Annotated in this window: 21 protein-coding genes; 10 read left to right on the top strand and 11 right to left on the bottom strand. The window is 33.5% G+C overall.

Annotation, left to right across the window (positions count from 1 at the left end):
* Positions 1–32: 32 nt before the first annotated feature.
* The 6 genes from BSF41_RS02740 to ahcY all read right to left on the bottom strand — a co-directional run bounded on the left by BSF41_RS02740 (position 33) and on the right by ahcY (position 6,380).
* On the bottom strand, positions 33–500 hold the full coding sequence (locus tag BSF41_RS02740; protein WP_095927990.1) for a GNAT family N-acetyltransferase: 468 nt from the start codon (positions 498–500) through the stop codon (positions 33–35).
* Between the two features lie 18 nt (positions 501–518).
* The gene (locus BSF41_RS02735; protein ID WP_095927989.1) at positions 519–851 is read right to left on the bottom strand and encodes a multidrug efflux SMR transporter; all 333 of its coding nucleotides are present in this window, start codon (positions 849–851) and stop codon (positions 519–521) included.
* 39 nt (positions 852–890) lie between these two features.
* Entirely contained in the window at positions 891–1,970 is a 1,080-nt protein-coding gene (locus BSF41_RS02730) for a WG repeat-containing protein (protein WP_095927988.1), read from the bottom strand.
* Positions 1,971–1,980: 10 nt separating this feature from the next.
* Positions 1,981–2,265, bottom strand: a complete 285-nt coding sequence (locus BSF41_RS02725; protein ID WP_095927987.1) for a hypothetical protein — start codon at positions 2,263–2,265, stop codon at positions 1,981–1,983.
* Between the two features lie 275 nt (positions 2,266–2,540).
* Positions 2,541–4,859, bottom strand: a complete 2,319-nt coding sequence (locus tag BSF41_RS02720) for a patatin-like phospholipase family protein (RefSeq protein WP_095928200.1) — start codon at positions 4,857–4,859, stop codon at positions 2,541–2,543.
* A gap of 204 nt (positions 4,860–5,063) precedes the next feature.
* A complete protein-coding gene (gene ahcY / locus BSF41_RS02715) occupies positions 5,064–6,380 on the bottom strand; it encodes an adenosylhomocysteinase (protein ID WP_095927986.1) in 1,317 nt (438 codons plus the stop codon).
* 317 nt (positions 6,381–6,697) lie between these two features.
* On the opposite strand from ahcY, the gene BSF41_RS02710 reads away from it, so the two are divergent.
* Complete coding sequence (locus BSF41_RS02710) at positions 6,698–7,348, top strand: 4'-phosphopantetheinyl transferase superfamily protein (RefSeq protein ID WP_095927985.1); 651 nt, start codon at positions 6,698–6,700, stop codon at positions 7,346–7,348.
* Positions 7,349–7,394: 46 nt separating this feature from the next.
* Here BSF41_RS02710 and BSF41_RS02705 read toward each other — a convergent pair whose 3' ends face one another.
* The 3 genes from BSF41_RS02705 to BSF41_RS02695 all read right to left on the bottom strand — a co-directional run bounded on the left by BSF41_RS02705 (position 7,395) and on the right by BSF41_RS02695 (position 8,756).
* Positions 7,395–7,793, bottom strand: coding sequence for a group III truncated hemoglobin (locus BSF41_RS02705; protein WP_095927984.1), 399 nt, complete (start codon positions 7,791–7,793; stop codon positions 7,395–7,397).
* Positions 7,790–8,077, bottom strand: coding sequence for a hypothetical protein (locus tag BSF41_RS02700; RefSeq protein WP_095927983.1), 288 nt, complete (start codon positions 8,075–8,077; stop codon positions 7,790–7,792). The genes BSF41_RS02705 and BSF41_RS02700 overlap by 4 nt, the downstream gene beginning before the upstream one ends.
* 82 nt (positions 8,078–8,159) lie before the next feature.
* On the bottom strand, positions 8,160–8,756 hold the full coding sequence (locus tag BSF41_RS02695; RefSeq protein WP_095927982.1) for a Crp/Fnr family transcriptional regulator: 597 nt from the start codon (positions 8,754–8,756) through the stop codon (positions 8,160–8,162).
* Positions 8,757–8,851: 95 nt separating this feature from the next.
* On the opposite strand from BSF41_RS02695, the gene BSF41_RS02690 reads away from it, so the two are divergent.
* From BSF41_RS02690 to BSF41_RS02670, 5 genes are all read left to right on the top strand, one after another.
* Positions 8,852–9,580, top strand: coding sequence for a geranylgeranylglyceryl/heptaprenylglyceryl phosphate synthase (locus tag BSF41_RS02690; protein ID WP_095927981.1), 729 nt, complete (start codon positions 8,852–8,854; stop codon positions 9,578–9,580).
* Between the two features lie 21 nt (positions 9,581–9,601).
* Positions 9,602–10,225 (top strand): nicotinamide riboside transporter PnuC, encoded by a 624-nt coding sequence (pnuC, locus tag BSF41_RS02685; protein ID WP_095927980.1) that lies wholly within the window; start codon positions 9,602–9,604, stop codon positions 10,223–10,225.
* The gene (locus BSF41_RS02680) at positions 10,186–12,300 is read left to right on the top strand and encodes a DUF4301 family protein (protein WP_095927979.1); all 2,115 of its coding nucleotides are present in this window, start codon (positions 10,186–10,188) and stop codon (positions 12,298–12,300) included. The genes pnuC and BSF41_RS02680 overlap by 40 nt, the downstream gene beginning before the upstream one ends.
* 1 nt (position 12,301) lies before the next feature.
* A complete protein-coding gene (gene arfB / locus BSF41_RS02675) occupies positions 12,302–12,706 on the top strand; it encodes an alternative ribosome rescue aminoacyl-tRNA hydrolase ArfB (RefSeq protein WP_095927978.1) in 405 nt (134 codons plus the stop codon).
* Positions 12,707–12,987: 281 nt separating this feature from the next.
* Positions 12,988–15,150 carry a TonB-dependent receptor gene (locus BSF41_RS02670; protein ID WP_095927977.1) on the top strand — a complete coding sequence of 721 codons (2,163 nt, stop codon included), beginning with the start codon at positions 12,988–12,990 and terminating at the stop codon, positions 15,148–15,150.
* 52 nt (positions 15,151–15,202) lie between these two features.
* Here BSF41_RS02670 and BSF41_RS02665 read toward each other — a convergent pair whose 3' ends face one another.
* Positions 15,203–15,619: a hypothetical protein gene (locus BSF41_RS02665; protein ID WP_095927976.1), complete on the bottom strand. Its 417-nt coding sequence runs from the start codon at positions 15,617–15,619 to the stop codon at positions 15,203–15,205.
* Positions 15,620–15,776: 157 nt separating this feature from the next.
* Between BSF41_RS02665 and greA the strand changes: the two genes are divergently transcribed.
* Both greA and BSF41_RS02655 read left to right on the top strand, forming a co-directional pair.
* Positions 15,777–16,253 (top strand): transcription elongation factor GreA, encoded by a 477-nt coding sequence (greA, locus tag BSF41_RS02660; protein ID WP_057117494.1) that lies wholly within the window; start codon positions 15,777–15,779, stop codon positions 16,251–16,253.
* 71 nt (positions 16,254–16,324) lie between these two features.
* Entirely contained in the window at positions 16,325–16,714 is a 390-nt protein-coding gene (locus BSF41_RS02655; protein WP_095927975.1) for an HIT family protein, read from the top strand.
* 90 nt (positions 16,715–16,804) lie between these two features.
* On the opposite strand, the gene BSF41_RS02650 is transcribed toward BSF41_RS02655, so the two are convergent.
* Positions 16,805–17,956 carry a PAS domain-containing sensor histidine kinase gene (locus BSF41_RS02650; RefSeq protein ID WP_095927974.1) on the bottom strand — a complete coding sequence of 384 codons (1,152 nt, stop codon included), beginning with the start codon at positions 17,954–17,956 and terminating at the stop codon, positions 16,805–16,807.
* A gap of 160 nt (positions 17,957–18,116) precedes the next feature.
* On the opposite strand from BSF41_RS02650, the gene BSF41_RS02645 reads away from it, so the two are divergent.
* Both BSF41_RS02645 and BSF41_RS02640 read left to right on the top strand, forming a co-directional pair.
* The gene (locus BSF41_RS02645) at positions 18,117–18,992 is read left to right on the top strand and encodes a flavin reductase family protein (RefSeq protein ID WP_095927973.1); all 876 of its coding nucleotides are present in this window, start codon (positions 18,117–18,119) and stop codon (positions 18,990–18,992) included.
* 33 nt (positions 18,993–19,025) lie between these two features.
* A complete protein-coding gene (locus tag BSF41_RS02640) occupies positions 19,026–19,397 on the top strand; it encodes a DUF3127 domain-containing protein (RefSeq protein WP_095927972.1) in 372 nt (123 codons plus the stop codon).
* Positions 19,398–19,451 lie beyond the last annotated feature (54 nt).

The raw sequence follows: 19,451 nt of genomic DNA, 5'->3' as shown, positions 1-19,451 counted from the left end.
GCGTCTTTGCGAGAGATTATTCCGTTAGACTTTTATTGTTTTAATTGCTTCTCCATTTTGTAATTGATCAGTTCAACATTTAAGCGTATGTTTTTTTGCTCAGCTTTTGCAACAAATCCTTTCTTTTCAAAAAAAGGTTTGGCAGTAATGCTAATATCCGAAGTTATCATTTTTGAATGCTGTTTTTGAGCTTCAAGTTCTAATTCGGTTAAAAGTTTATCTGCAATTCCTTGTCGTTGAAAATCTTTGTGAATGTAGAAAAAATCAATGTAACCTCCATCTTTTAAAGTTGCGAAGCCTGCAATTTTGTTTTCAATTACTGCTAATAGAACGTATTGTGTTTCGATAACGGCAATCCAGCGTTCTGTATTTTTGACGCCAGAAATCCAAGCTTCTCTTTGCGCTTCATTATAATCCTTTTTGCATACAGATTGTATGGTTTCGATATACAATTGCTGCATTTCGTTTAAATCTGAAATTGTAGCATTTCTAAAAGTCATTTTCTCCTAAGATTTAAATTAGTGAGCAGTAGTTTTAGAAAAAACATTAATTACAATAACGCCAATTACAATCAATGCAAGACCAATTATTGCTGGCAAATCTGGAATTTCTTTGAAGAAAAGAGCGCCAATTGCAGTAATTAAAACAATTCCGACACCAGACCAAATGGCATAAGCAAAACCAACCGGAATGGTTCTAATGGCAAAACTTAAAAAATAAAATGCACCACAATAACCAATAATAGTAATAATGCTTGGAAGCAATTTGGTGAATTCTTCAGATTTTTTTAATGCTGAAGTAGCAATAATTTCGAAGATTATGGCAAGGCCTAAAAATATAAAATTCTTCATAGTTCACTTTTTTACAAAGGTAAACTTTAAAGCTGAAAATTATTTAAGATTATCTGTTCTAGAAGAAACACTGATCAGCTTGTATCCGTTTTCTGTTCTTAGAAATTCAAAATGATCTTGCCCGCGATCGGTTTGCTTTTTTGGATTGATAACAATATCCATTGTTGGATAAATCCAATCTTTAGATTCATTACAATTGTTGAAGTAAATGTCGTATTCGCTTGATTCAAAAATAAACTGATTTAATCCGTCAGAAGAAATAAAGTAATCTGTTTTTGGATTTTTAAGTTCCTGTAGTTTTAGTTTTAAATAGGTATAATTTTGATTAATGAATTGGGTTTTCGAAGCATTTATCCAGCCGTCTGGTTCTTTCCAATAAGTGATTTTGTCGAAGGTGTGTTTTTCTAAATTGGCTTTGGATAAATCCTTAAGGAGAGTATTTTCTAACCAATATTTAAACTCTTTATCAAAATTTATGAAAGAATAATATTGTCCATCAACTCCAAGAAAACTGTCCCTTGTTGGATCTTTGCTAGGTTCTTTTGACTTTTCTAAAGAATAAAAATTCAAATCATCATTGTAGGAGAAATTTTCAATCAGGACTTTGTTGTTGATATCGATTAAAAATTCTTTTCCTCCTGTCAACAAAAAATGTTCTCCGTCTTGTTGCTTTTTGGCGTCTTTTAAAACCGTTATCATTCCGTTTGTAACTTTGCTTAAGGCGCTGTATTCTGCTGGAATTGCAATTTTTCCTTCGGCATTAAATACTCCCATTTTATCAGTTTTACGATCTGTAAATCTTATAAAACCTTCGTTTTCGCAGTCAGGACCATTATCAAATACATACAGGCTATCTTGCCCGATAATCTTTCCTTGTTTGGTTAAATAATAGCTGTTCCATTTACCGTTTTCTTCTTCAGTAACAGCAATTATATTTTCGAATTTGCGCGCAATGGTAAAACCACTAAACTTGGGTTCTATTTTGATTATTCCATTTTTGTCTTTAAACCCGGTTAATGTAGTGTCTTTGTTAGGAAATGCAGTCCAGATGTCATTGCTTTGAGCAAATGTTAAAGAATTAAAGAGAAAGAATAGAATGAGGATAAGGATTTTTTTCATGAAAAGGCAGTTATCGAATATGAACTTCTGTTTCGTTGTTTCTTGCTTCTTCAAAACAATCAGAACATAACATTTTGAAATCGGCAAGAGATTGAAAAGTTTCTGTCCATTCTTCTCCATTATCCAAAAGATATTGTTCGCAGGAACCGCACCAAGCAATTTGTGGAAGATCTTCCTCGGCTTCTGAATAGAAAAATCCAACTTGATTTTTTGAATCTATTGCAGTTGCGATATGAATGCAGGTAAAAGACATTTCTTTTGAGCCGTGTATGTCGCAGGAAATTTTTTCGATCATTTTTTGAATTTTAAAAAGCTTTAAGTTCAAATTTAAAGCTATAAATTAAAAACCTTGTAAATGTCTTGTTAAATTAAGTCGTTCTTGATCTACGTGAGCGTGAGGGATAGAAGTAGGCTACCAAAGTAGCACGTATAGCCCGACAGCATCCCGATAAGAGGGCGAATGAGCATAAAGTATTTTTGCCCTCTTATCGGGATGGTGGCACGCCCAGATTGTTTTTTTGTTTAAAGTTTCAGGTTTCAGGTTTCAAGTTTAGGCGTTAGGTTTTTCTTTTAAGGATTAAGGGACAGTCCAACGCTAAAAAATAATCGTACTTTGTCGATATTATTGATCCATGAAGTATCGAAATGGATTGGGCCTAAAATGGATTGATAGGAAATTGCGGCGCCTCCCGATATTACGAGACTGGTCTCAATATTTTCATCCCACTTTCCTTTTGGATTGAAGGCATGTTTTAGATAATCGTTAAAAGTATCAAAACCTACAGATGCGATATTGAAGTGGGGCGTTAGATAAATTTTTCCGATTAGATTGATCTGAGATGCAAGTTTGACTCCCATATATTGCGTAACATTAAGTTCGTCTTCGTGGAGTCCTGCAAACGAAAAGCGATTGCTGCCAGAACTGGGTATAATGCCGCCTATGAAATATTTTGCAGCATAACCAAATCCCGAAAATGGAATATCGTCATGTTTAAGTTTGTCTTGAAAAATGAAATAAGAATCAAATCCTAAGATTCCTGTAATTTTCTTTTTTATGGGCAATCTCTTTTCGTAGGTTAAACCAAATTTGGTGTAGCCATTTGTTGAGCCAGAAACACGTGTTAAGTCCGGATCTGAAAATGCGGCATTAAGATCGGTAAGAAATGACCGTGCTATGTTTGATTTTATAATGGTTCCGTTTGTGGCAAAGAAAACTCGATCCATGTCATTATAAGAGTAATGTAGGTTGAATTCGATGTTGTTAAAGTTATAGTCGTTAATACTCACAGAATTTGGGTTGTATTCTCGGTCATATTTTGGTTTTAGATTCGTATAGCTGTAGTTTAGTCCAAAGCCTAAATAGCTTTTCAGAGAATTGATGTTTCTGTTTACTTCACTGTTGAGTTCAAAAGTATTGTAGAGTATATTGTCTGATGCTTTACCATTTAGATAGATTTCTTGACGAAGGAAAGCTCCATAAGCTTCAGTTGCCCACCACCATTCTCTATGGCCTCCAAAATTTTTCTGATAATTGATTCTGGCTTTTGGCTGTTCGGCAATATCGGCAGTTATTAAAAGGCGTGAGGCATCAGCTAAGATATTTCTTCCGGTGTAGTTAAAAATGATTCCAACACCTCTATACGTATCATAATGCACTGATGTGTTTAACTGATTTTTGGCACGTTCAAAACCAAACAATGTAATGCCTAATTTATCACCGTCTTGGATGAAATAACTATACGTAATCTCATCAAAAAGATTGGTTCCCATTGCTCTGTTAATGCCTGCTATTAAATCTTTGGTAGTGTATTTTACATGGGTTTTAAGATTGGCTCTTCCAACAACAAGGGGAAGGTTTTCGGGGCTTATTTTTTTGTAGACAATCGTATCTAGAACAAACTCATTTGGCATATCGGGCAATTTATGCGTTCGCTGCTTAAATCCTTTTAATTTTTCTGAAAGAGTAATTAAAGCGGGAAGATTTTGATTTGTTGCTATTTTTCCATCTTTGTAGATTTCGTTGCTATCGGCAAAATCGGCTGTTGAGAAACGGAGATTGGGTAGATGATCAACCAATATATTGCATAAATCGCGATTTGCAGGATTTTTAATGTTGCTCGGGAACATACTGGTCTGCATTAATATGGTCATAAGATTGTTTAGCTTATCTACAGGTTCCATTCCGCCTCCTACATCACTTCCAATAATAATGTCGGCGCCCATTTGTTTGGCAACATCTGTTGGGAAATTATTCAATACTCCACCGTCTACCAAAACCGTTTTTCCATAAGGCATTGGCTTAAAAATAGCGGGTAGCGACATACTGGCACGCATAGCATAGGATAAACTTCCTTTGCTTAAAATAACTTCTTTTCCTTCTACCAAGTCCGTAGCCATGGCTCTAAAGGGAATCGGAAGACTGTCAAAATCTTTAACATTGTATACAGGGAAAGTTAATTCAGAAAGATATTCTCTTAGATTTTGATCATTTAATAGAGAACCAATGCTGTTAAGTTTCCCATCTTTAACGCCTATTCCGACTAAATATCGTTGAAATTCTCTTTTTTCTTCGGCACTTACAGATCGTAGCGCCTGTCCACCACCTAGGAGTTTATCCCAATAAATATCTTTAGTGATTTTTTCTATGCTGTCACCAGAATATCCCATTGCATACAAACCACCTATAATACTTCCCATACTGTTTCCAACAATAAGGTCTGGAACGATGTGAAGAGAATCTAATTTTTGCAAAAGAGGAATATGTGCAATTCCTTTTGCACCGCCACCACTTAATACTAATACAACTTTGGGCTTTTTTTCCTGAGAGAAAAGAAAGTGCGGAAGGGTTAATAAAAATAAGAAGACGAGTAAATAAGATGTTTTTTTCAATTTTTTACTATTTAAGTATTTGATAAATAGATTCTTATTCTGGTTATTAAAAGTAAGCAGATATTTATAAAAGTACAATTTTTTGATAAAAATGTTTTGACTGAAACATAAAAACAGAAAACCCGACAAGTTTTTAAAACCTGTCGGGTTTGAAATATTTAATCAAAGATATCTAATCCCGATAGCTATCGGGACTAAAATAAATTAGTATCTGTAGTATTCTGGTTTAAATGGACCTTGAACTTCAACACCGATGTAAGCAGCTTGATCTTCTCTTAGAACTTCAAGTTCAACACCTAATTTAGCTAAGTGTAAAGCAGCAACTTTTTCATCTAAGTGTTTTGGTAACATGTAAACTTCGTTTTTGTAAGCTGCGCTGTTGTTCCATAATTCGATTTGAGCCAAAGTTTGGTTTGTAAATGAGTTACTCATTACAAAACTTGGGTGACCTGTAGCACAACCAAGGTTTACTAAACGACCTTCAGCCAAGATGATGATATCTTTTCCGTTGATGTTGTATTTGTCAACCTGAGGTTTGATTTCGATTTTAGATGCACCGTGGTTTTTGTTTAACCAAGCCATGTCGATTTCGTTATCGAAGTGACCGATGTTACAAACAACAGTCTTGTCTTTCATTTGTTCGAAGTGCTCTCCAAGAACGATATCTTTATTTCCTGTAGTTGTAATGATGATATCAGCATTTGCAATTACAGTGTTTAATTTTTTAACTTCATAACCGTCCATTGCAGCTTGTAAAGCACAGATTGGATCAATTTCAGTAACTGTTACAATAGAACCAGCACCTCTAAAAGAAGCAGCAGTTCCTTTTCCAACATCACCGTATCCGCAAACAATTACTCTTTTTCCAGCTAACATTAAGTCAGTTGCACGACGCACAGCATCTACAGCAGATTCTTTACATCCGTATTTGTTATCAAATTTAGATTTAGTAACAGAGTCGTTAATGTTGATTGCAGGCATTGGAAGAGTTCCAGCTTTTACTCTTTCATAAAGTCTGTGAACACCAGTTGTAGTTTCTTCAGAAAGACCTTTAATTCCAGGAACCAATTCTGGGTAACGATCAATAACCATATTAGTTAAATCTCCACCATCATCCAAAATCATGTTTAATGGTTTTCTGTCTTCTCCAAAGAATAAAGTTTGCTCAATACACCAGTCAAATGATGCTTCATCAAGACCTTTCCAAGCGTAAACTGAAATTCCAGCAGCAGCAATAGCAGCAGCAGCCTGATCTTGAGTAGAGAAAATGTTACAAGAAGACCAAGTAACTTCTGCACCAAGAGCAATTAAAGTTTCGATTAAAACAGCAGTTTGAATCGTCATGTGTAAACATCCAGCAATACGAGCGCCTTTTAATGGTTGTTCGTCTTTGTATTCAGCGCGAAGTGCCATTAAACCTGGCATTTCAGCTTCAGCTAGTTCAATTTCTTTTCTTCCCCAAGCCGCTAGAGAAATGTCTTTTACTTTGAAAGCCACGTAAGGCGTAGTCGTTGTACTCATTTATATTATATTTGTAGAATTGTAAATTTTTTGCAAATTTAAGGAATAGCTTTTTATTTTTACTAATTTCTGACAGATTTGTGAAATCTTTAATTTCTTAATCTCTAGAATGTTAGTTTCTGAATCGTTTTAAACCATATAAGTAATATAAGTTCATTTTAAAAAAGATTCTGAAACTATTACCTTTGCTGCAAATTGCTTATATTTACTAATACATTTTTTGAACCAGCAGTTATATCTTCTTAAATGACTTATATGGTTTAGTAATCAAGAAAATAATTTATCATTCACCATTCATAATTTACAATTAAAAAGTAATGCCTTTATTTCAGACCATACAATTCAATGAAACGACTAAAATTTTAATTTGGGAAATCACAGAATCTCTCGAAGAATTATTGAGTAAAGTGGTGTTGAAAGAAAAAACACAAAAGAGATTGGACGGAATGAAATCGCAAATGCATCAGCGTGCTTTTTTAAGTGTTCGTATGCTGATTCAGGAAATGGGTTTTACAGATAAAGATTTGCATTATGATGAATTCGGAAAACCTTATTTTGATTGTGATAATCATATCTCAATTACACATTCGTACCATTTTGCGGCGATAATTATAAGCAAAGAAAAGGTTGGGATTGACATGGAATTGCAGCGAGAAAAAATCCAGAGAATTGCAGATAAATTTACAGACTTTGAATGCGATTATTTGGATCCTTCATCTATAGAAGAATACATAAAAAAACTTACCGTAATCTGGGGAGCCAAAGAGGCGATCTTTAAAATCAGAAATGAAAAAGGGATCAGTTTTAAAGATCATATTAATGTGAGCAACTTTTCTTTAGGAGAAACCCAAACGCAGGCAAGTCTTCATTTTGATAATCTGATCAAGGATTTTGATGTACATTATCAAGAAGTCCAATCAGATAATTTTGAGGGTAAGTTTACTTTGGTTTATGCTTTTGAGAAGTAAAATTTCAATTTAAAAATACCAAATTCCAAACCCAAGATTTATATATTTAAACTTCACTTTCTTTTTGACGGTGCTGAAACATACTCATGTATAAAAAAGTGCTCATTTTTCGAGCGCGTCTTTTTAATGTTTCGGCATTTTCGCCTTCAAAATGTTCATCAATAGTTTGAAACCAATGATTCAACCAGATTCCGAATTCGTTTGTTGTGATTTTTTCGTCAAAATGAGCGTCAACTTCATTATGGACCGCATGAGGATTTCCTTTGTATTTGCGAACGCCAAAAAGATTGGTTTCCCAAAAATCAGTTAGTTTTTCGAGATGAGCGTCCCAATCAGAAATCATTTCATTAAAATAAAAGCCGATTTCTCGATCGGCTCTTATTTTAGCATAAAACTGATGAACCAAAAAGGAAACATCAGCTCTATTGTCTATTTGTTTTTTCATAGAATTAAACTATTTAAAAGTATAAAGAACAAACTTAAAAATGCACTTAGCATTATAAGGTTGAAAACTACTTTATGTTTCATTTGTGCCAAAATAGATGTGTTTGCAAAAACACAAGCTAAAACAATAATTCCTAGCTGAATCATTTGCGGAATTGAAGTTCCGTTGGCTAAAACATACATAGCTGCAGCGCCTCCTAAACAGCTTTGTCCAATAACTGCCATTGCAGCAGAGCCCATATAGTTTCTATTGAAAATGTCGAATGTTGTTTGATATAGTGTCATGGTATTCAGTTTTTTATACCAACAAAATTACGCCTACAATAGTGCTGCGTTTTATGATTAAAATCATAAAATGGGATTTTTTTTATCTGTATACTTTTCGGTTAATAATCTTCAATTCGCCTTTTTTCTCCAATGCTTTTATGGTCCTAATAACTGTTTCAACACGTAAACCTGTTAAGTCTCCAATTTGCTGTCTGGTAAAATTAATCAGATATCCATTTTTATCTTTCTGAAAATTGAAATAGGCAATACCGTGATCTATGAGCTTCAATACACGATGTTCGGGTTCGTGTGTAGAAATTTCGGCGGCCATAACCGATTTATAATACAATCGCTGCGCAAGATTCTCAATTACTTTAATGCTGACTTTTGGGTTTTCTTCTAAAAGCTTCATAAAGTTTTCTTTTGGAAGAATGAAAACCTCAGCTTTTTCTACAGCAATAGCATTTGCTGGATATTTTTGGTTTAAAAATAAAGGTGGTTCGCCAAAAGATTGTCCGTTATAAAATATACCTTGAATAAATTCTCGTCCGTCATCATTATAATTACTCATTTTTATTTCACCCGAAATAATCTGATAATAGTGTAAGGGCAGATTTCCTTCTTCGAAAATAATGTCATTTTTATCAAATGATTTTTTTGCAACACCATATTTTTCTAGTAATTCAACTGTAATCATAATGTATTATTTATGTTATCAAAAGACGTAGAACAAATATAATTTATTCAAAATAGTTCTTCTGCATTAAAAAACTTTTACTTTTACACCTTGGTATGCAAGAACAATTACTCACTATTAGACAACAGATTTTAGAAGCTAAAAGCAACGGTCAAAAACTACTGGCAGTGCTTTTGGATCCTGATAAAATTGTACTGGAAAATTTAAATCATTTAATTGATAAAATCATTCAGTCTCCAGCAACTCATATTTTTGTGGGAGGAAGTATTGTTCAGAATAATATTTTGGAGGAATTAATTACGGCATTAAAACAAGAAACGAATCTGCCTGTTATTTTGTTTCCTGGAGATCCTTCGCAGATTTCACCAAAAGCAGATGGTATTTTGTTTCTGTCTTTATTATCTGGCCGAAATCCCGATTATTTAATTGAATATCAAGTTCAGGCTGCTCCAATTCTTAAGAAAACAAACTTAGAAGTTATTTCTACTGGTTATATTTTGATAGAAAGCGGTAACGAAACCGCTGTTGCTCGTGTAAGTAAAACGAAACCCTTAAGTCGCGAAAATCTTGATTTGGTCTTGGCGACAGCACAGGCAGGAGAAATGTTAGGAAATCAACTGATTTATTTAGAAGCCGGAAGTGGCGCAAAACAGTCTGTTCCGACAGAAATGATTGAGCTGATTTCTCAAAATATTAAAATTCCTGTTATTGTTGGTGGAGGAATTGTAGATTTGCACGGAATTCAGAAAGCATATAAGGCTGGTGCAGATTTGGTTGTTATTGGAACTGCTTTTGAAAACAACAGTCATTTTTTTGAACAATAAACGCCAAATACCACATTTCCGATGATAGATTTTTTCTTAGAAAGTTATAAAAATGCACCGCTATGGCATATTGCTTTAGAGTTTTTAGTATTTGTTTGCGGAATTTTGAGCGTTTGGTTTGCTAAAAAGGAAAATATTTGGGTATATCCAACAGGACTAATTGCTACCGTAATATCGGTTTATCTGCTTTATGTTGCGGGTTATATAGGAGACATGATTATTAATGCTTATTTCTCAATAATGAGTATTTATGGATGGTACGTTTGGGCAAAAGGAGGAACGACTGAAGACAATCTGCCGATTACCCGTACAAGTTTTAATGAAAAAATAATCGGAATCTTACTGTTTATTGTGACCGTTTTTGTAGTTTTCGGGATTTATAAATATTTTGACTATGAAATTCATAAAGACAATTATGTCGATATGATTTCGTCTGGGATATTTTTTGCTGGAATGTGGTACATGGCCAGAAAAAAAATAGAAAACTGGACACTTTGGATTATTGGTGATATTATTGTTGTGCCTCTTTATGCTTATCGTGGCCTAGGGATGCTGTCACTTCAGTATATAATTTTTACAATTTTGGCTATTTCAGCTTATTTAGAATGGAGAAAGATCTTAGACAGCAAAAAACAAATATCATAAAAATTGCTTTGTTTGGACCTGAAAGTACAGGGAAAACAACCTTAGCAAAACAGCTTGCCGATTACTACGAAACAGAATGGGTTCCTGAGTTTGCACGTGACTATTTGCAAGAAAAATGGGAAGAAAATCAGCATATTTGTGTAGCAGATGATATGTTGCCAATTGCTTATGGACAGACTGCATTAGAAAACGAAAAATTGGCCAGTGCAAACAAATATTTGTTTTGTGACACCAACTTAATGGTGACTAAAGTATTCTCTGAAATGTATTATGGTTTTTGTGACCCGCTTTTGAATGAGGCGGCATTAAAACATGAATACGATTTATTTTTCTTGACCGATATTGATGTTCCTTGGGAAAAAGACGATATTCGCGATACTCCCGAAGGAAGAGAAACTGTTTTTTCTGCTTTTAAACAAACTTTAATAGATACAAAAAAGCCCTTTATAATCTTATCTGGTAATAAAGAAACGAGATTGGAAAAAGCAACAGCCATTATTGAGAATTTGACTATTGCTAAAGAAAATGATTTCTCATCGAATGATTTTGTGCAGATATACAATAGAGGTATTTCTTTTGATGCTATTCTAAAACAGTTAAAAAGTTTTAAAAAAGGAATTGCAAAAAGTAATTTAATTAGACCAGCCACAATCAATGATGGGATTTTAAATTTATCGGAGAATGAATTTCAGCAGAAAGCCTTATTTTTTGATCAGCAAAAGGATAAATTTAAAATTAAAAAATTTGTTCCAGCATCAGGTGCGGCAACAAGAATGTATAAATTCTTAATAGCATTTCTGAATGATTTTGATATTACAAAAGAAACAATAAATGCATACATAAACAGAAAAAACGATAAAGAACTTGCTATTTTTATTGTTGGTATGGAGAAGTTTCCCTTCTTTGAGACGGTAGATAAAAAATTAAGAGAAATTTATCCTGAATTTGAGAGTTTAGAAAGAGATTATAAAAATTACTATTTTATAAAATTACTCCTGTCTCCAGAATATTTTAATTCAGCGAACAAACCCAAAGCTGTTTTACCATTTCATCAATATGATACCCACATTGCCAATCCGATTGAAGAACATTTGAATGAGTGCGTACATTATGCATCATCAAAAAATGTATCTAATTTGCATTTTACAGTTTCAGAGATACATCAAAACTTATTTGAAATAGCGGTTGCTGAAATTAAAGATAAAATCGAAAAACCTTCAGGTATTAAGATTGACATTGGATATTCCTATCAAAGTAAAAGCACAGATTCTATCACAATAGATACAAAAAATAAGCTGGTAAAAGATAAGAACGACAATTTGGTTTTCAGGCCAGGAGGACATGGCGCTTTGATTGAAAACTTAAATAATCTGGATGCCGATGTAATTTTTATTAAAAATATAGATAATGTAATCCAAAATCATATTGATCAAATTACATTGTATAAAAAAGCTTTGGCAGGCGTTTTGGTTGAGATGCAGCAAAAGGTTTTTGAATATTTAAGATTAATTGATCAAGAGAAAATTAAAGAAGATAATATTGAAGAAATACTTCTTTTTTTAGAGAAGGGTTTTAGCGTTGAAATGACTGCTGATTTCAATAAATTTACTTTTGAAAATAAAATAAGTAAACTGAAAGAGCTTTTAGATAGACCAATTCGCGTTTGCGGAATGGTTAAAAATGAAGGAGAACCAGGCGGTGGCCCTTTTTGGGTTATGAATAAAAAAGGAATAAAATCGCTTCAGATTGTAGAGACTTCACAAGTTGATTTAGAAGATAAAAAACAAGAGAAAATTTTAGCCGAGGCAACACATTTTAATCCTGTAGATTTGGTTTGTGGTATAAAAAACTATAAAAACGAAAAATTTAATCTGCTGCAATATGTAGATCAAGAAGCAGGATTTATTGTTGAAAAAAGTGTTGAGGGAAAATCAGTTAAAAATTACGAATTACCTGGTTTATGGAACGGATCAATGGCCAACTGGTTAACCGTTTTTGTCGCTGTTCCTTTGATTACTTTTAATCCCGTAAAAACGGTAAACGATTTATTGAAAGCGGCACATCAGCCACAATAATATGGATGCAGAAAAAATTATATCAGAATTAAGCTTTAAAGCCGTTCGCAGTAGCGGCTCGGGCGGACAAAACGTAAATAAAGTTTCATCAAAAGTAGTTCTGAATTTTGATTTGAATGCTTCTCAAGCTTTGTCTGATGAAGAAAAACTACTCTTGCAGGAAAATCTCTCAGCAAGATTAACTTCAGAAAATCTCCTGATTTTAAATTGTGACGAAGACAGAAGTCAGCTTAAAAATAAAGAAATTGTAATTAAACGATTTTTGGAAATTATCAAAAAAGGATTGCATGTTCCGAAAGTAAGGAAGGCTACAAAAGTTCCGAAAGCGGTAATTAAAAAGAGAATTAAAGACAAAAAGAATGTTTCTGATTTAAAACAATCTCGAAGAAAACCGAACTTGGAATAAATTCCAAGTTTTAAAATTCCAAATTCCAAAAGAATCAGAATTAGTCTGTTTTGGAATTTGGAATTTCTTTTTTGGAGTTTTAAATATTTTAACATTACCTTTGCACTGTCTCAAAGGGGTGCTCTAAATAACGAGCTGAGATCATACCCAAAGAACCTGAGCGAGTAATGTTGCTAAGGGAAAAACGACACAATCGAGCGTACACACTTTATTTTGTCGGGAAACACATTTATTAATTTAACAAAAGAATAATTCCCCCTTTTATTCGTAATTCTTTACGAATGAAAACTATCTTTAAAGGTACTGAGGTACTAAGTTGCAAAGGTTCTAAGGTTCAAAAAATGAGCAGAACCAAATCTATTTTATTTCTTCTATTCTCTTTTTTCTATTCTCTTTTCTCTTTTGCGCAACAGCAAGATTCTACAAAGGTTAATCAGCTTGACGATGTTCTAGTTTCTGCAGTTCGTGTCACTTCTAAGACCCCAGTGAGTTTTAGCAATATGGATAAAAAAGAAATTAAGTACAGAAATTTAGGTCAGGACATTCCTGTTCTGATGAATTATCTTCCTTCGGTTGTAACAACTTCAGATGCAGGTAACGGTGTAGGTTATACCGGAATTCGTGTGCGTGGAAGTGATGCTACTCGTGTAAATGTAACCATAAACGGAATTCCGTATAATGATGCAGAAAGTCAAGGAACTTTTTGGGTAAATATGCCTGATTTTGCTTCTTCTGTAGAAAGCCTTCAACTACAACGCGGGGTTGGGACATCTACAAATGGAGCAGGTGCTTTTGGAGCTAGTTTAAATTTACTAACAGATAATTATGCTAATAAAGCAACTGGCGAAATTTCTAGTTCTGCAGGATCTTTCAATACATTTAAAAATACAGTGAAATTTAGTACTGGTTTGATGAATGATCATTTTGAAATTGCGGGACGTTTATCTACAATAAAAACAGATGGTTATATTGATCGTGGAAGCGCAGACTTAAAATCATATTTTCTTCAAGGGACTTATGTTGGCAAAACGACATTAATTAAAGCTTTGGTTTTTGGCGGAACTCAAAAAACATATCAATCTTGGAATGGAATTGACGGGGAAACATTAAACGAAAACAGAAAATATAATTCGGCAGGAGTATATACAGATGAGTTTGGTGTAACGCGTTATTATGATAACGAAACCGATAATTACAATCAAGATCATTATCAATTGCATTGGAGCGAATCAATTTCTGATAAATGGAGTACAAATTTTGCATTGCATTATACAAAAGGAAAAGGTTATTTCGAAAATTATAAAGAAGATGCAGACATGGCCGATTATAGTTTAAATCCTGTTGGAACAGTAACAACAACAGATTTGATTCGTCAAAAATGGTTGGATAATGATTTCTACGGAACTACTTTTTCTGCTAAATATGTAACAGAGGACTTGAATGTGATTTTAGGCGGAGGCTGGAATAAATATGAAGGAGATCATTTCGGAAAAGTAATTTGGGCGAGATATGCTTCTCAGTCTGAATTAGGAGATCACTACTACGATGATTATTCATCAAAAACAGACGGTAATATTTTCGCGAAAGCAAATTATCAATTCACAGAAAAATTAAGTTTCTATGGCGATTTACAATATAGAAATGTAAAGTACAAGGCTAATAGTGCAGAAACTGGTTTGGTAGATGATAATTTCAATTTCTTTAATCCTAAAGCAGGTTTAAATTATGCCTTTACTCAAAACAGCACTTTGTATTTTTCTTATGCAAGAGCGAATCGTGAGCCAAATAGAACTGATTACGAAGGCGGAAATGTAAAACCTGAAAAATTAAATGATTACGAGTTAGGATGGAGATTTAATACAGAGAAATTCCAACTTAATTCTAATGTGTATTATATGGCTTACAAAGATCAATTAATCTTAACAGGTAGATTAGACGATGTTGGAAACCCAATTCGTGCCAACACAGAGAAAAGTTACCGTTTAGGTTTTGAATTTGACGCCACAATTGCGCTTTCTGAGAAATTTACTTTACGACCAAACTTTACTTTAAGCAGCAACAAAAATGTAGATTTGGCTGTTGATGGCGAATACTATGGAACAACTAAAATTGCGTATTCTCCAGAAGTTATTGCAGGAAACGTAGTGGTATATAAACCGCTTAAGGGATTGTATCTTTCATTATTGCAGAAATATGTTGGAGAACAATACATGAATAACATTGAACTTCCTGCGGCAAAATTGGCAGATTACTTCGTAAATGATTTTAATGCTTCTTACGAAATAATTCCTAATAAGATTTTTAAATCGATAACCGTAACGGCTTTGGTTAATAATATTTTCGACAAAAAATATGTTTCAAACGGATACATGTACGATGTTTATCCATACTATTATCCTCAAGCGGGAACCAATTTCTTAATTGGTTTGAGTTTGAAATTCTAATTAAGCCAAATGCAAAAAAAGCCTGAAATTTATTTTTCAGGCTTTTTTGTTTTTAGTTGTATACGTGAATAACAGTTCCAGAAGATTCCACTCGATATTGTTTCATCGGATATTCTTTGTCTCCAAGTCCCGTGTATAAATTATATTGAGTTTTATCACAAGAACAAACAGCATAAATTCCGTCAATTGTCATTGCAGTGCAAGAAGTTAAGGCTTGATTTGGACACGCAGCATCAAAAGCGGTGTAGGTTCCTTCGCCAGTTTTCATAACAATAATTCCTTTTGCACCGTAATTGGCAACATAAACAGGGTTGCTCGGATACATTAACTTGTTATAAGTTGGCAAATTGGTATCAAGATATGCGTTTACAGAATAATTAGGGATGTAAGGATTGTTGTTGCTCTTGCTATTGTCACTACAAGAGAATAAAATAGCAGTAAATGCGATAAAAAACCAGATTTTTTTCATTATTTGAATAAGAATTAGTTAAAACAAAAATAATTTATTTAGATTTGAAATCTATATGATTAACATATAATTATGTACTATTAAAAATTATAGTATATTTGTGGTAAGAAAATCCCGTCGCGATGGGATTTTTTGTATTTATATAAACGATGAAGTTATGAGTAAAGTATCTTATTATACAGCTGAAGGATTAAAAAAATTAAAAGATGAATTGGAGCACCTGAAAAGTGTAATGCGTCCAAAAGCATCTCAAGATATTGCAGACGCAAGAGATAAAGGAGATTTGTCTGAAAATGCAGAATATGATGCGGCAAAAGAAGCACAAGGCTTGTTAGAGATGAGAATTTCTAAACTAGAAGAAGTATATGCAAATGCAAGATTAATTGACGAATCTCAATTGGATGTTTCTAAAGTTTTGGTTTTATCGAATGTAAAAATCAAAAATCAAAGCAACGGAATGGAGATGAAATATACGCTTGTTGCTGAAAGTGAAGCAGATTTAAAGACAGGTAAAATCTCTGTAACTTCTCCTATCGGGAAAGGTTTATTAGGAAAATCTGTTGGAGAAGTAGCTGAAATTACAGTTCCAAACGGAATTTTGAAATTTGAAATTCTAGAAATTTCTAGAGACTAAATTTTAGTTTAACTGGTTAATCGTTTATTCGTTTAACCGATTTAACGATTAACCGATTACACAAATAAACCATGGCATCAATATTCACTAAAATAGTTAACGGAGAAATTCCGGCATACAAAATCGCTGAAGACGAGAACTATTTAGCATTTTTAGATGTAAATCCGAATGCTAAAGGACATACACTTTGCATTCCGAAACAAGAAATCGATAAGATTTTTGATATGGACGAAGAACTGTATTTAGGGTTAATGAAATTCTCAAAAAGAATTGCCGCAGCATTAGAAAAAACAGTTCCATGCAAAAGAATCGGAATTGCAGTTGTTGGGCTTGAAGTGCCCCATGCACACGTACATTTGATTCCGTTAAATCATATGGATGAAATGCGTTTTATTGATAAAGTTTCTCTTTCAAAAGAAGAATTCGAAGCTTTAGCAAAAGATATTCAGTCAAATTTATAAGATTCAAATAGAATAAGCTTGTCAGGCTGAGCGGAGTCGAAGCCATATAAAGCTGAAAAATTATATAGAAAACAAAAAAGTGCAGCAATATTACTGCACTTTTTTATTTAATGAAATCTGAAAAGTAGTTCCTTTCCCAATTTCAGAATGCAGGACTTTTATTTTTCCATTGTGATATTCCTCGACAATTCTTTTAGTTAAAGAAAGACCAAGACCCCAGCCACGTTTTTTAGTGGTGAAACCAGTTTCAAAAATAGTTTTAAATTGTTTTTTAGGAATTCCGCTTCCAGAATCTTTAATGTTGATTTTTACATGATTTGCATCTTGTTCGAGATAAAGATCTAGTGTTCCTTTTCCTTTCATAGCATCAATAGCATTTTTAACTAAATTTTCGATAGTCCAGCTATGTAGTGTTGGATTTATCATAGCTAAAATAGGTTCGCTTGGAGCTTGAAACGAAAACGCGACTTGCTTTGAAAAACGAGATTGTAGATATTCATAAGCAGTTTTAGTTTCTTGTACGATGTCATGAAGTTCTAAAACGGGTATCGAACCAATCTTGGAAAAACGATCTGTAATAGTCTGTAAACGTTCGATATCTTTTTCGATTTCGATACTAATAGACGGATCAATATCTTCTGTTTTTAATATTTCAACCCAGCCAATTAATGAAGAAAGTGGTGTGCCAATCTGATGCGCTGTTTCTTTTGCCATCCCTGCCCAAAGTTTGTTCTGGGTTGCCATTTTGGTGCTTTTATAAAAGTTGTAAATTAAAGCAATACATAAAAATATAATTAGAAGCAGTGCAATTGGATAATATTTGAGTTTATTTAGCAATGAAGAGTTGCCATAATATAACGTCTGATATTTTCCTGGCGCATATTCGAAAGTGATTGGTTCATTTTCATTTTTCAGCTTATTCAAGAAAGCAATTCTTTTTTTCTTATCATTCAGAATTTCGTCGGGAACATTTACCGCACTCACCACTTTATCATACAGCATTATTATACCCGGAATTGAAGTGTTATTGTTGAAAATCTGAAGAGGAAGCTCTACATCCGTATTTTCATCGGCATTAACTATTGAAATTTGAGCCTTTACAAAAAGGTTCATTTTCAAGCGTTCTTCATTTTTAAAAATTTGGAAGAAAGTATAAGTGTTCCAAAGAATTAGAGAAATGATTATAAAACAGACCGAAATAATAATCCAGCGGGTTGTATTTGTTCTTTCAGAAAAAGACATATCAGTTTTTTTGAGGTATAAATATAACGAAATATACACATTTTATATTTTGCCGATGTGGAAAGATTTTTCGTTTTTATCTGCAAAACTATTTCTTCGAATTAAACCATTTCAATACTTTTGTAGCTACTAAAATGAGATTCTGTCTAAATTTTAAAGTATGATCAGCGTTAACCCAAAAGAAATTCCAACGGCCAAATTGCAAGGCTATCTGCAGAGTTCAATCGGACCTAGGCCTATTGCTTTTGCAAGTACAATTAGCGAAACAGGGATTCCAAATTTATCTCCCTTTAGTTTCTTTAATGTATTTAGTGCCAATCCGCCAATTTTGGTTTTTTCGCCATCAAGACGTGTTCGCGATAATACGATTAAACATACTTTAATTAATGCCGAAGCAACTCGAGAAGTAGTGATAAATGTTGTAAATTACGATATTGTACAGCAAACTTCTTTAGCAAGCACAGAATATGGAGACGGAGTAAACGAATTTATTAAAGCGGGATTAACCCAAATTCCTTCAGATTTAGTAAAACCATATCGTGTAAAAGAATCTCCCGTTCAGTTTGAGTGTAAGATTACGCAGATTATTCCGTTAGGAACAGAAGGTGGAGCAGGAAATCTGATTTTGTGCGAAGTGGTGAAAATTCATATCGATGAATCGATTCTAGATGAAAATGGAGCAATCGATCAGCATAAAATTGACTTAGTTTCGAGACTTGGAAATAATTGGTATTCAAGATCTAATCAAGGACTTTTTGAAGTCGCAAAACCCTTGACAACACTAGGGGTTGGAGTAGATGCAATACCAGATTTTGTAAAAGAAAGCCTTGTTTTTGATGGAAATGATTTAGGAAAATTAGGTAATATAGAAGCCTTGCCTACAAAAGAAGAAGTTACTATATTTGTGAAAGAAAATTTCGCAGTCAAAGGAGTTTTAAGCTCAGACGACCAGAAAAAAGTACACTTAGAGGCCAAAAAATACTTGGATAATGGCGATGTAGAATCGGCTTGGAAAGTACTTTTAGCTAAAAAATAAAAAGAAATAGAAACAATAATTAAATAGACGAAGATGGAAGTTACAGGAAAAGTAAAAGTGGTTAACCCAGAGCAGCAAGTTAGTGCCTCATTCAAAAAAAGAGAGTTAGTTGTTACTACTGAGGAGCAGTATCCACAACATATTTTAATCGAATTTACACAAGATAAATGCGATTTATTGAGTAGCTATAAACAAGGAGATGCAGTAAAAGTTTCTATCAATTTAAGAGGAAGAGAATGGGTTAACCCACAAGGAGAAACTAGATATTTCAATAGTATTCAAGGTTGGAGAATCGAAAGATTAGCTCCAGAAGGGCCTGCACAAGGAGCACCAATGCCAGCTGCAGAAACTTTTGCACCAGCAACAAGTATAAACGAAGACGAACCAGACGATTTACCGTTCTAAAAAAGGTTTAAATTCCAAATTATAAATTCCAAATTCCAATTCATTCACGTGAGT

Origin of the sequence: Flavobacterium sp. ACN2, from assembly GCF_002303885.1 — a bacterium.
Lineage (GTDB): Bacteria > Bacteroidota > Bacteroidia > Flavobacteriales > Flavobacteriaceae > Flavobacterium.
The sequence above is the reverse complement of the archived record's forward strand: the minus strand, read 5'-3'. Positions and strand labels throughout refer to the sequence as shown.

What these genes read in the sequence shown, in the direction of transcription:
- BSF41_RS02725 (WP_095927987.1), bottom strand. Translation starts at nt 2,265, where the DNA reads ATGATCGAAAAAATTTCCTGCGACATACACGGCTCAAAAGAAATGTCT.
- BSF41_RS02680 (WP_095927979.1), top strand. Translation starts at nt 10,186, where the DNA reads ATGGAGAAAGATCTTAGACAGCAAAAAACAAATATCATAAAAATTGCT.
- BSF41_RS02655 (WP_095927975.1), top strand. Translation starts at nt 16,325, where the DNA reads ATGGCATCAATATTCACTAAAATAGTTAACGGAGAAATTCCGGCATAC.
- BSF41_RS02690 (WP_095927981.1), top strand. Translation starts at nt 8,852, where the DNA reads ATGCAAGAACAATTACTCACTATTAGACAACAGATTTTAGAAGCTAAA.
- ahcY (WP_095927986.1), bottom strand. Translation starts at nt 6,380, where the DNA reads ATGAGTACAACGACTACGCCTTACGTGGCTTTCAAAGTAAAAGACATT.
- BSF41_RS02705 (WP_095927984.1), bottom strand. Translation starts at nt 7,793, where the DNA reads ATGAAAAAACAAATAGACAATAGAGCTGATGTTTCCTTTTTGGTTCAT.
- BSF41_RS02665 (WP_095927976.1), bottom strand. Translation starts at nt 15,619, where the DNA reads ATGAAAAAAATCTGGTTTTTTATCGCATTTACTGCTATTTTATTCTCT.
- BSF41_RS02695 (WP_095927982.1), bottom strand. Translation starts at nt 8,756, where the DNA reads ATGATTACAGTTGAATTACTAGAAAAATATGGTGTTGCAAAAAAATCA.
- arfB (WP_095927978.1), top strand. Translation starts at nt 12,302, where the DNA reads ATGGATGCAGAAAAAATTATATCAGAATTAAGCTTTAAAGCCGTTCGC.
- BSF41_RS02730 (WP_095927988.1), bottom strand. Translation starts at nt 1,970, where the DNA reads ATGAAAAAAATCCTTATCCTCATTCTATTCTTTCTCTTTAATTCTTTA.
- BSF41_RS02640 (WP_095927972.1), top strand. Translation starts at nt 19,026, where the DNA reads ATGGAAGTTACAGGAAAAGTAAAAGTGGTTAACCCAGAGCAGCAAGTT.
- greA (WP_057117494.1), top strand. Translation starts at nt 15,777, where the DNA reads ATGAGTAAAGTATCTTATTATACAGCTGAAGGATTAAAAAAATTAAAA.
- BSF41_RS02740 (WP_095927990.1), bottom strand. Translation starts at nt 500, where the DNA reads ATGACTTTTAGAAATGCTACAATTTCAGATTTAAACGAAATGCAGCAA.
- BSF41_RS02645 (WP_095927973.1), top strand. Translation starts at nt 18,117, where the DNA reads ATGATCAGCGTTAACCCAAAAGAAATTCCAACGGCCAAATTGCAAGGC.
- BSF41_RS02710 (WP_095927985.1), top strand. Translation starts at nt 6,698, where the DNA reads ATGCCTTTATTTCAGACCATACAATTCAATGAAACGACTAAAATTTTA.
- BSF41_RS02700 (WP_095927983.1), bottom strand. Translation starts at nt 8,077, where the DNA reads ATGACACTATATCAAACAACATTCGACATTTTCAATAGAAACTATATG.
- BSF41_RS02735 (WP_095927989.1), bottom strand. Translation starts at nt 851, where the DNA reads ATGAAGAATTTTATATTTTTAGGCCTTGCCATAATCTTCGAAATTATT.
- pnuC (WP_095927980.1), top strand. Translation starts at nt 9,602, where the DNA reads ATGATAGATTTTTTCTTAGAAAGTTATAAAAATGCACCGCTATGGCAT.
- BSF41_RS02650 (WP_095927974.1), bottom strand. Translation starts at nt 17,956, where the DNA reads ATGTCTTTTTCTGAAAGAACAAATACAACCCGCTGGATTATTATTTCG.
- BSF41_RS02670 (WP_095927977.1), top strand. Translation starts at nt 12,988, where the DNA reads ATGAAAACTATCTTTAAAGGTACTGAGGTACTAAGTTGCAAAGGTTCT.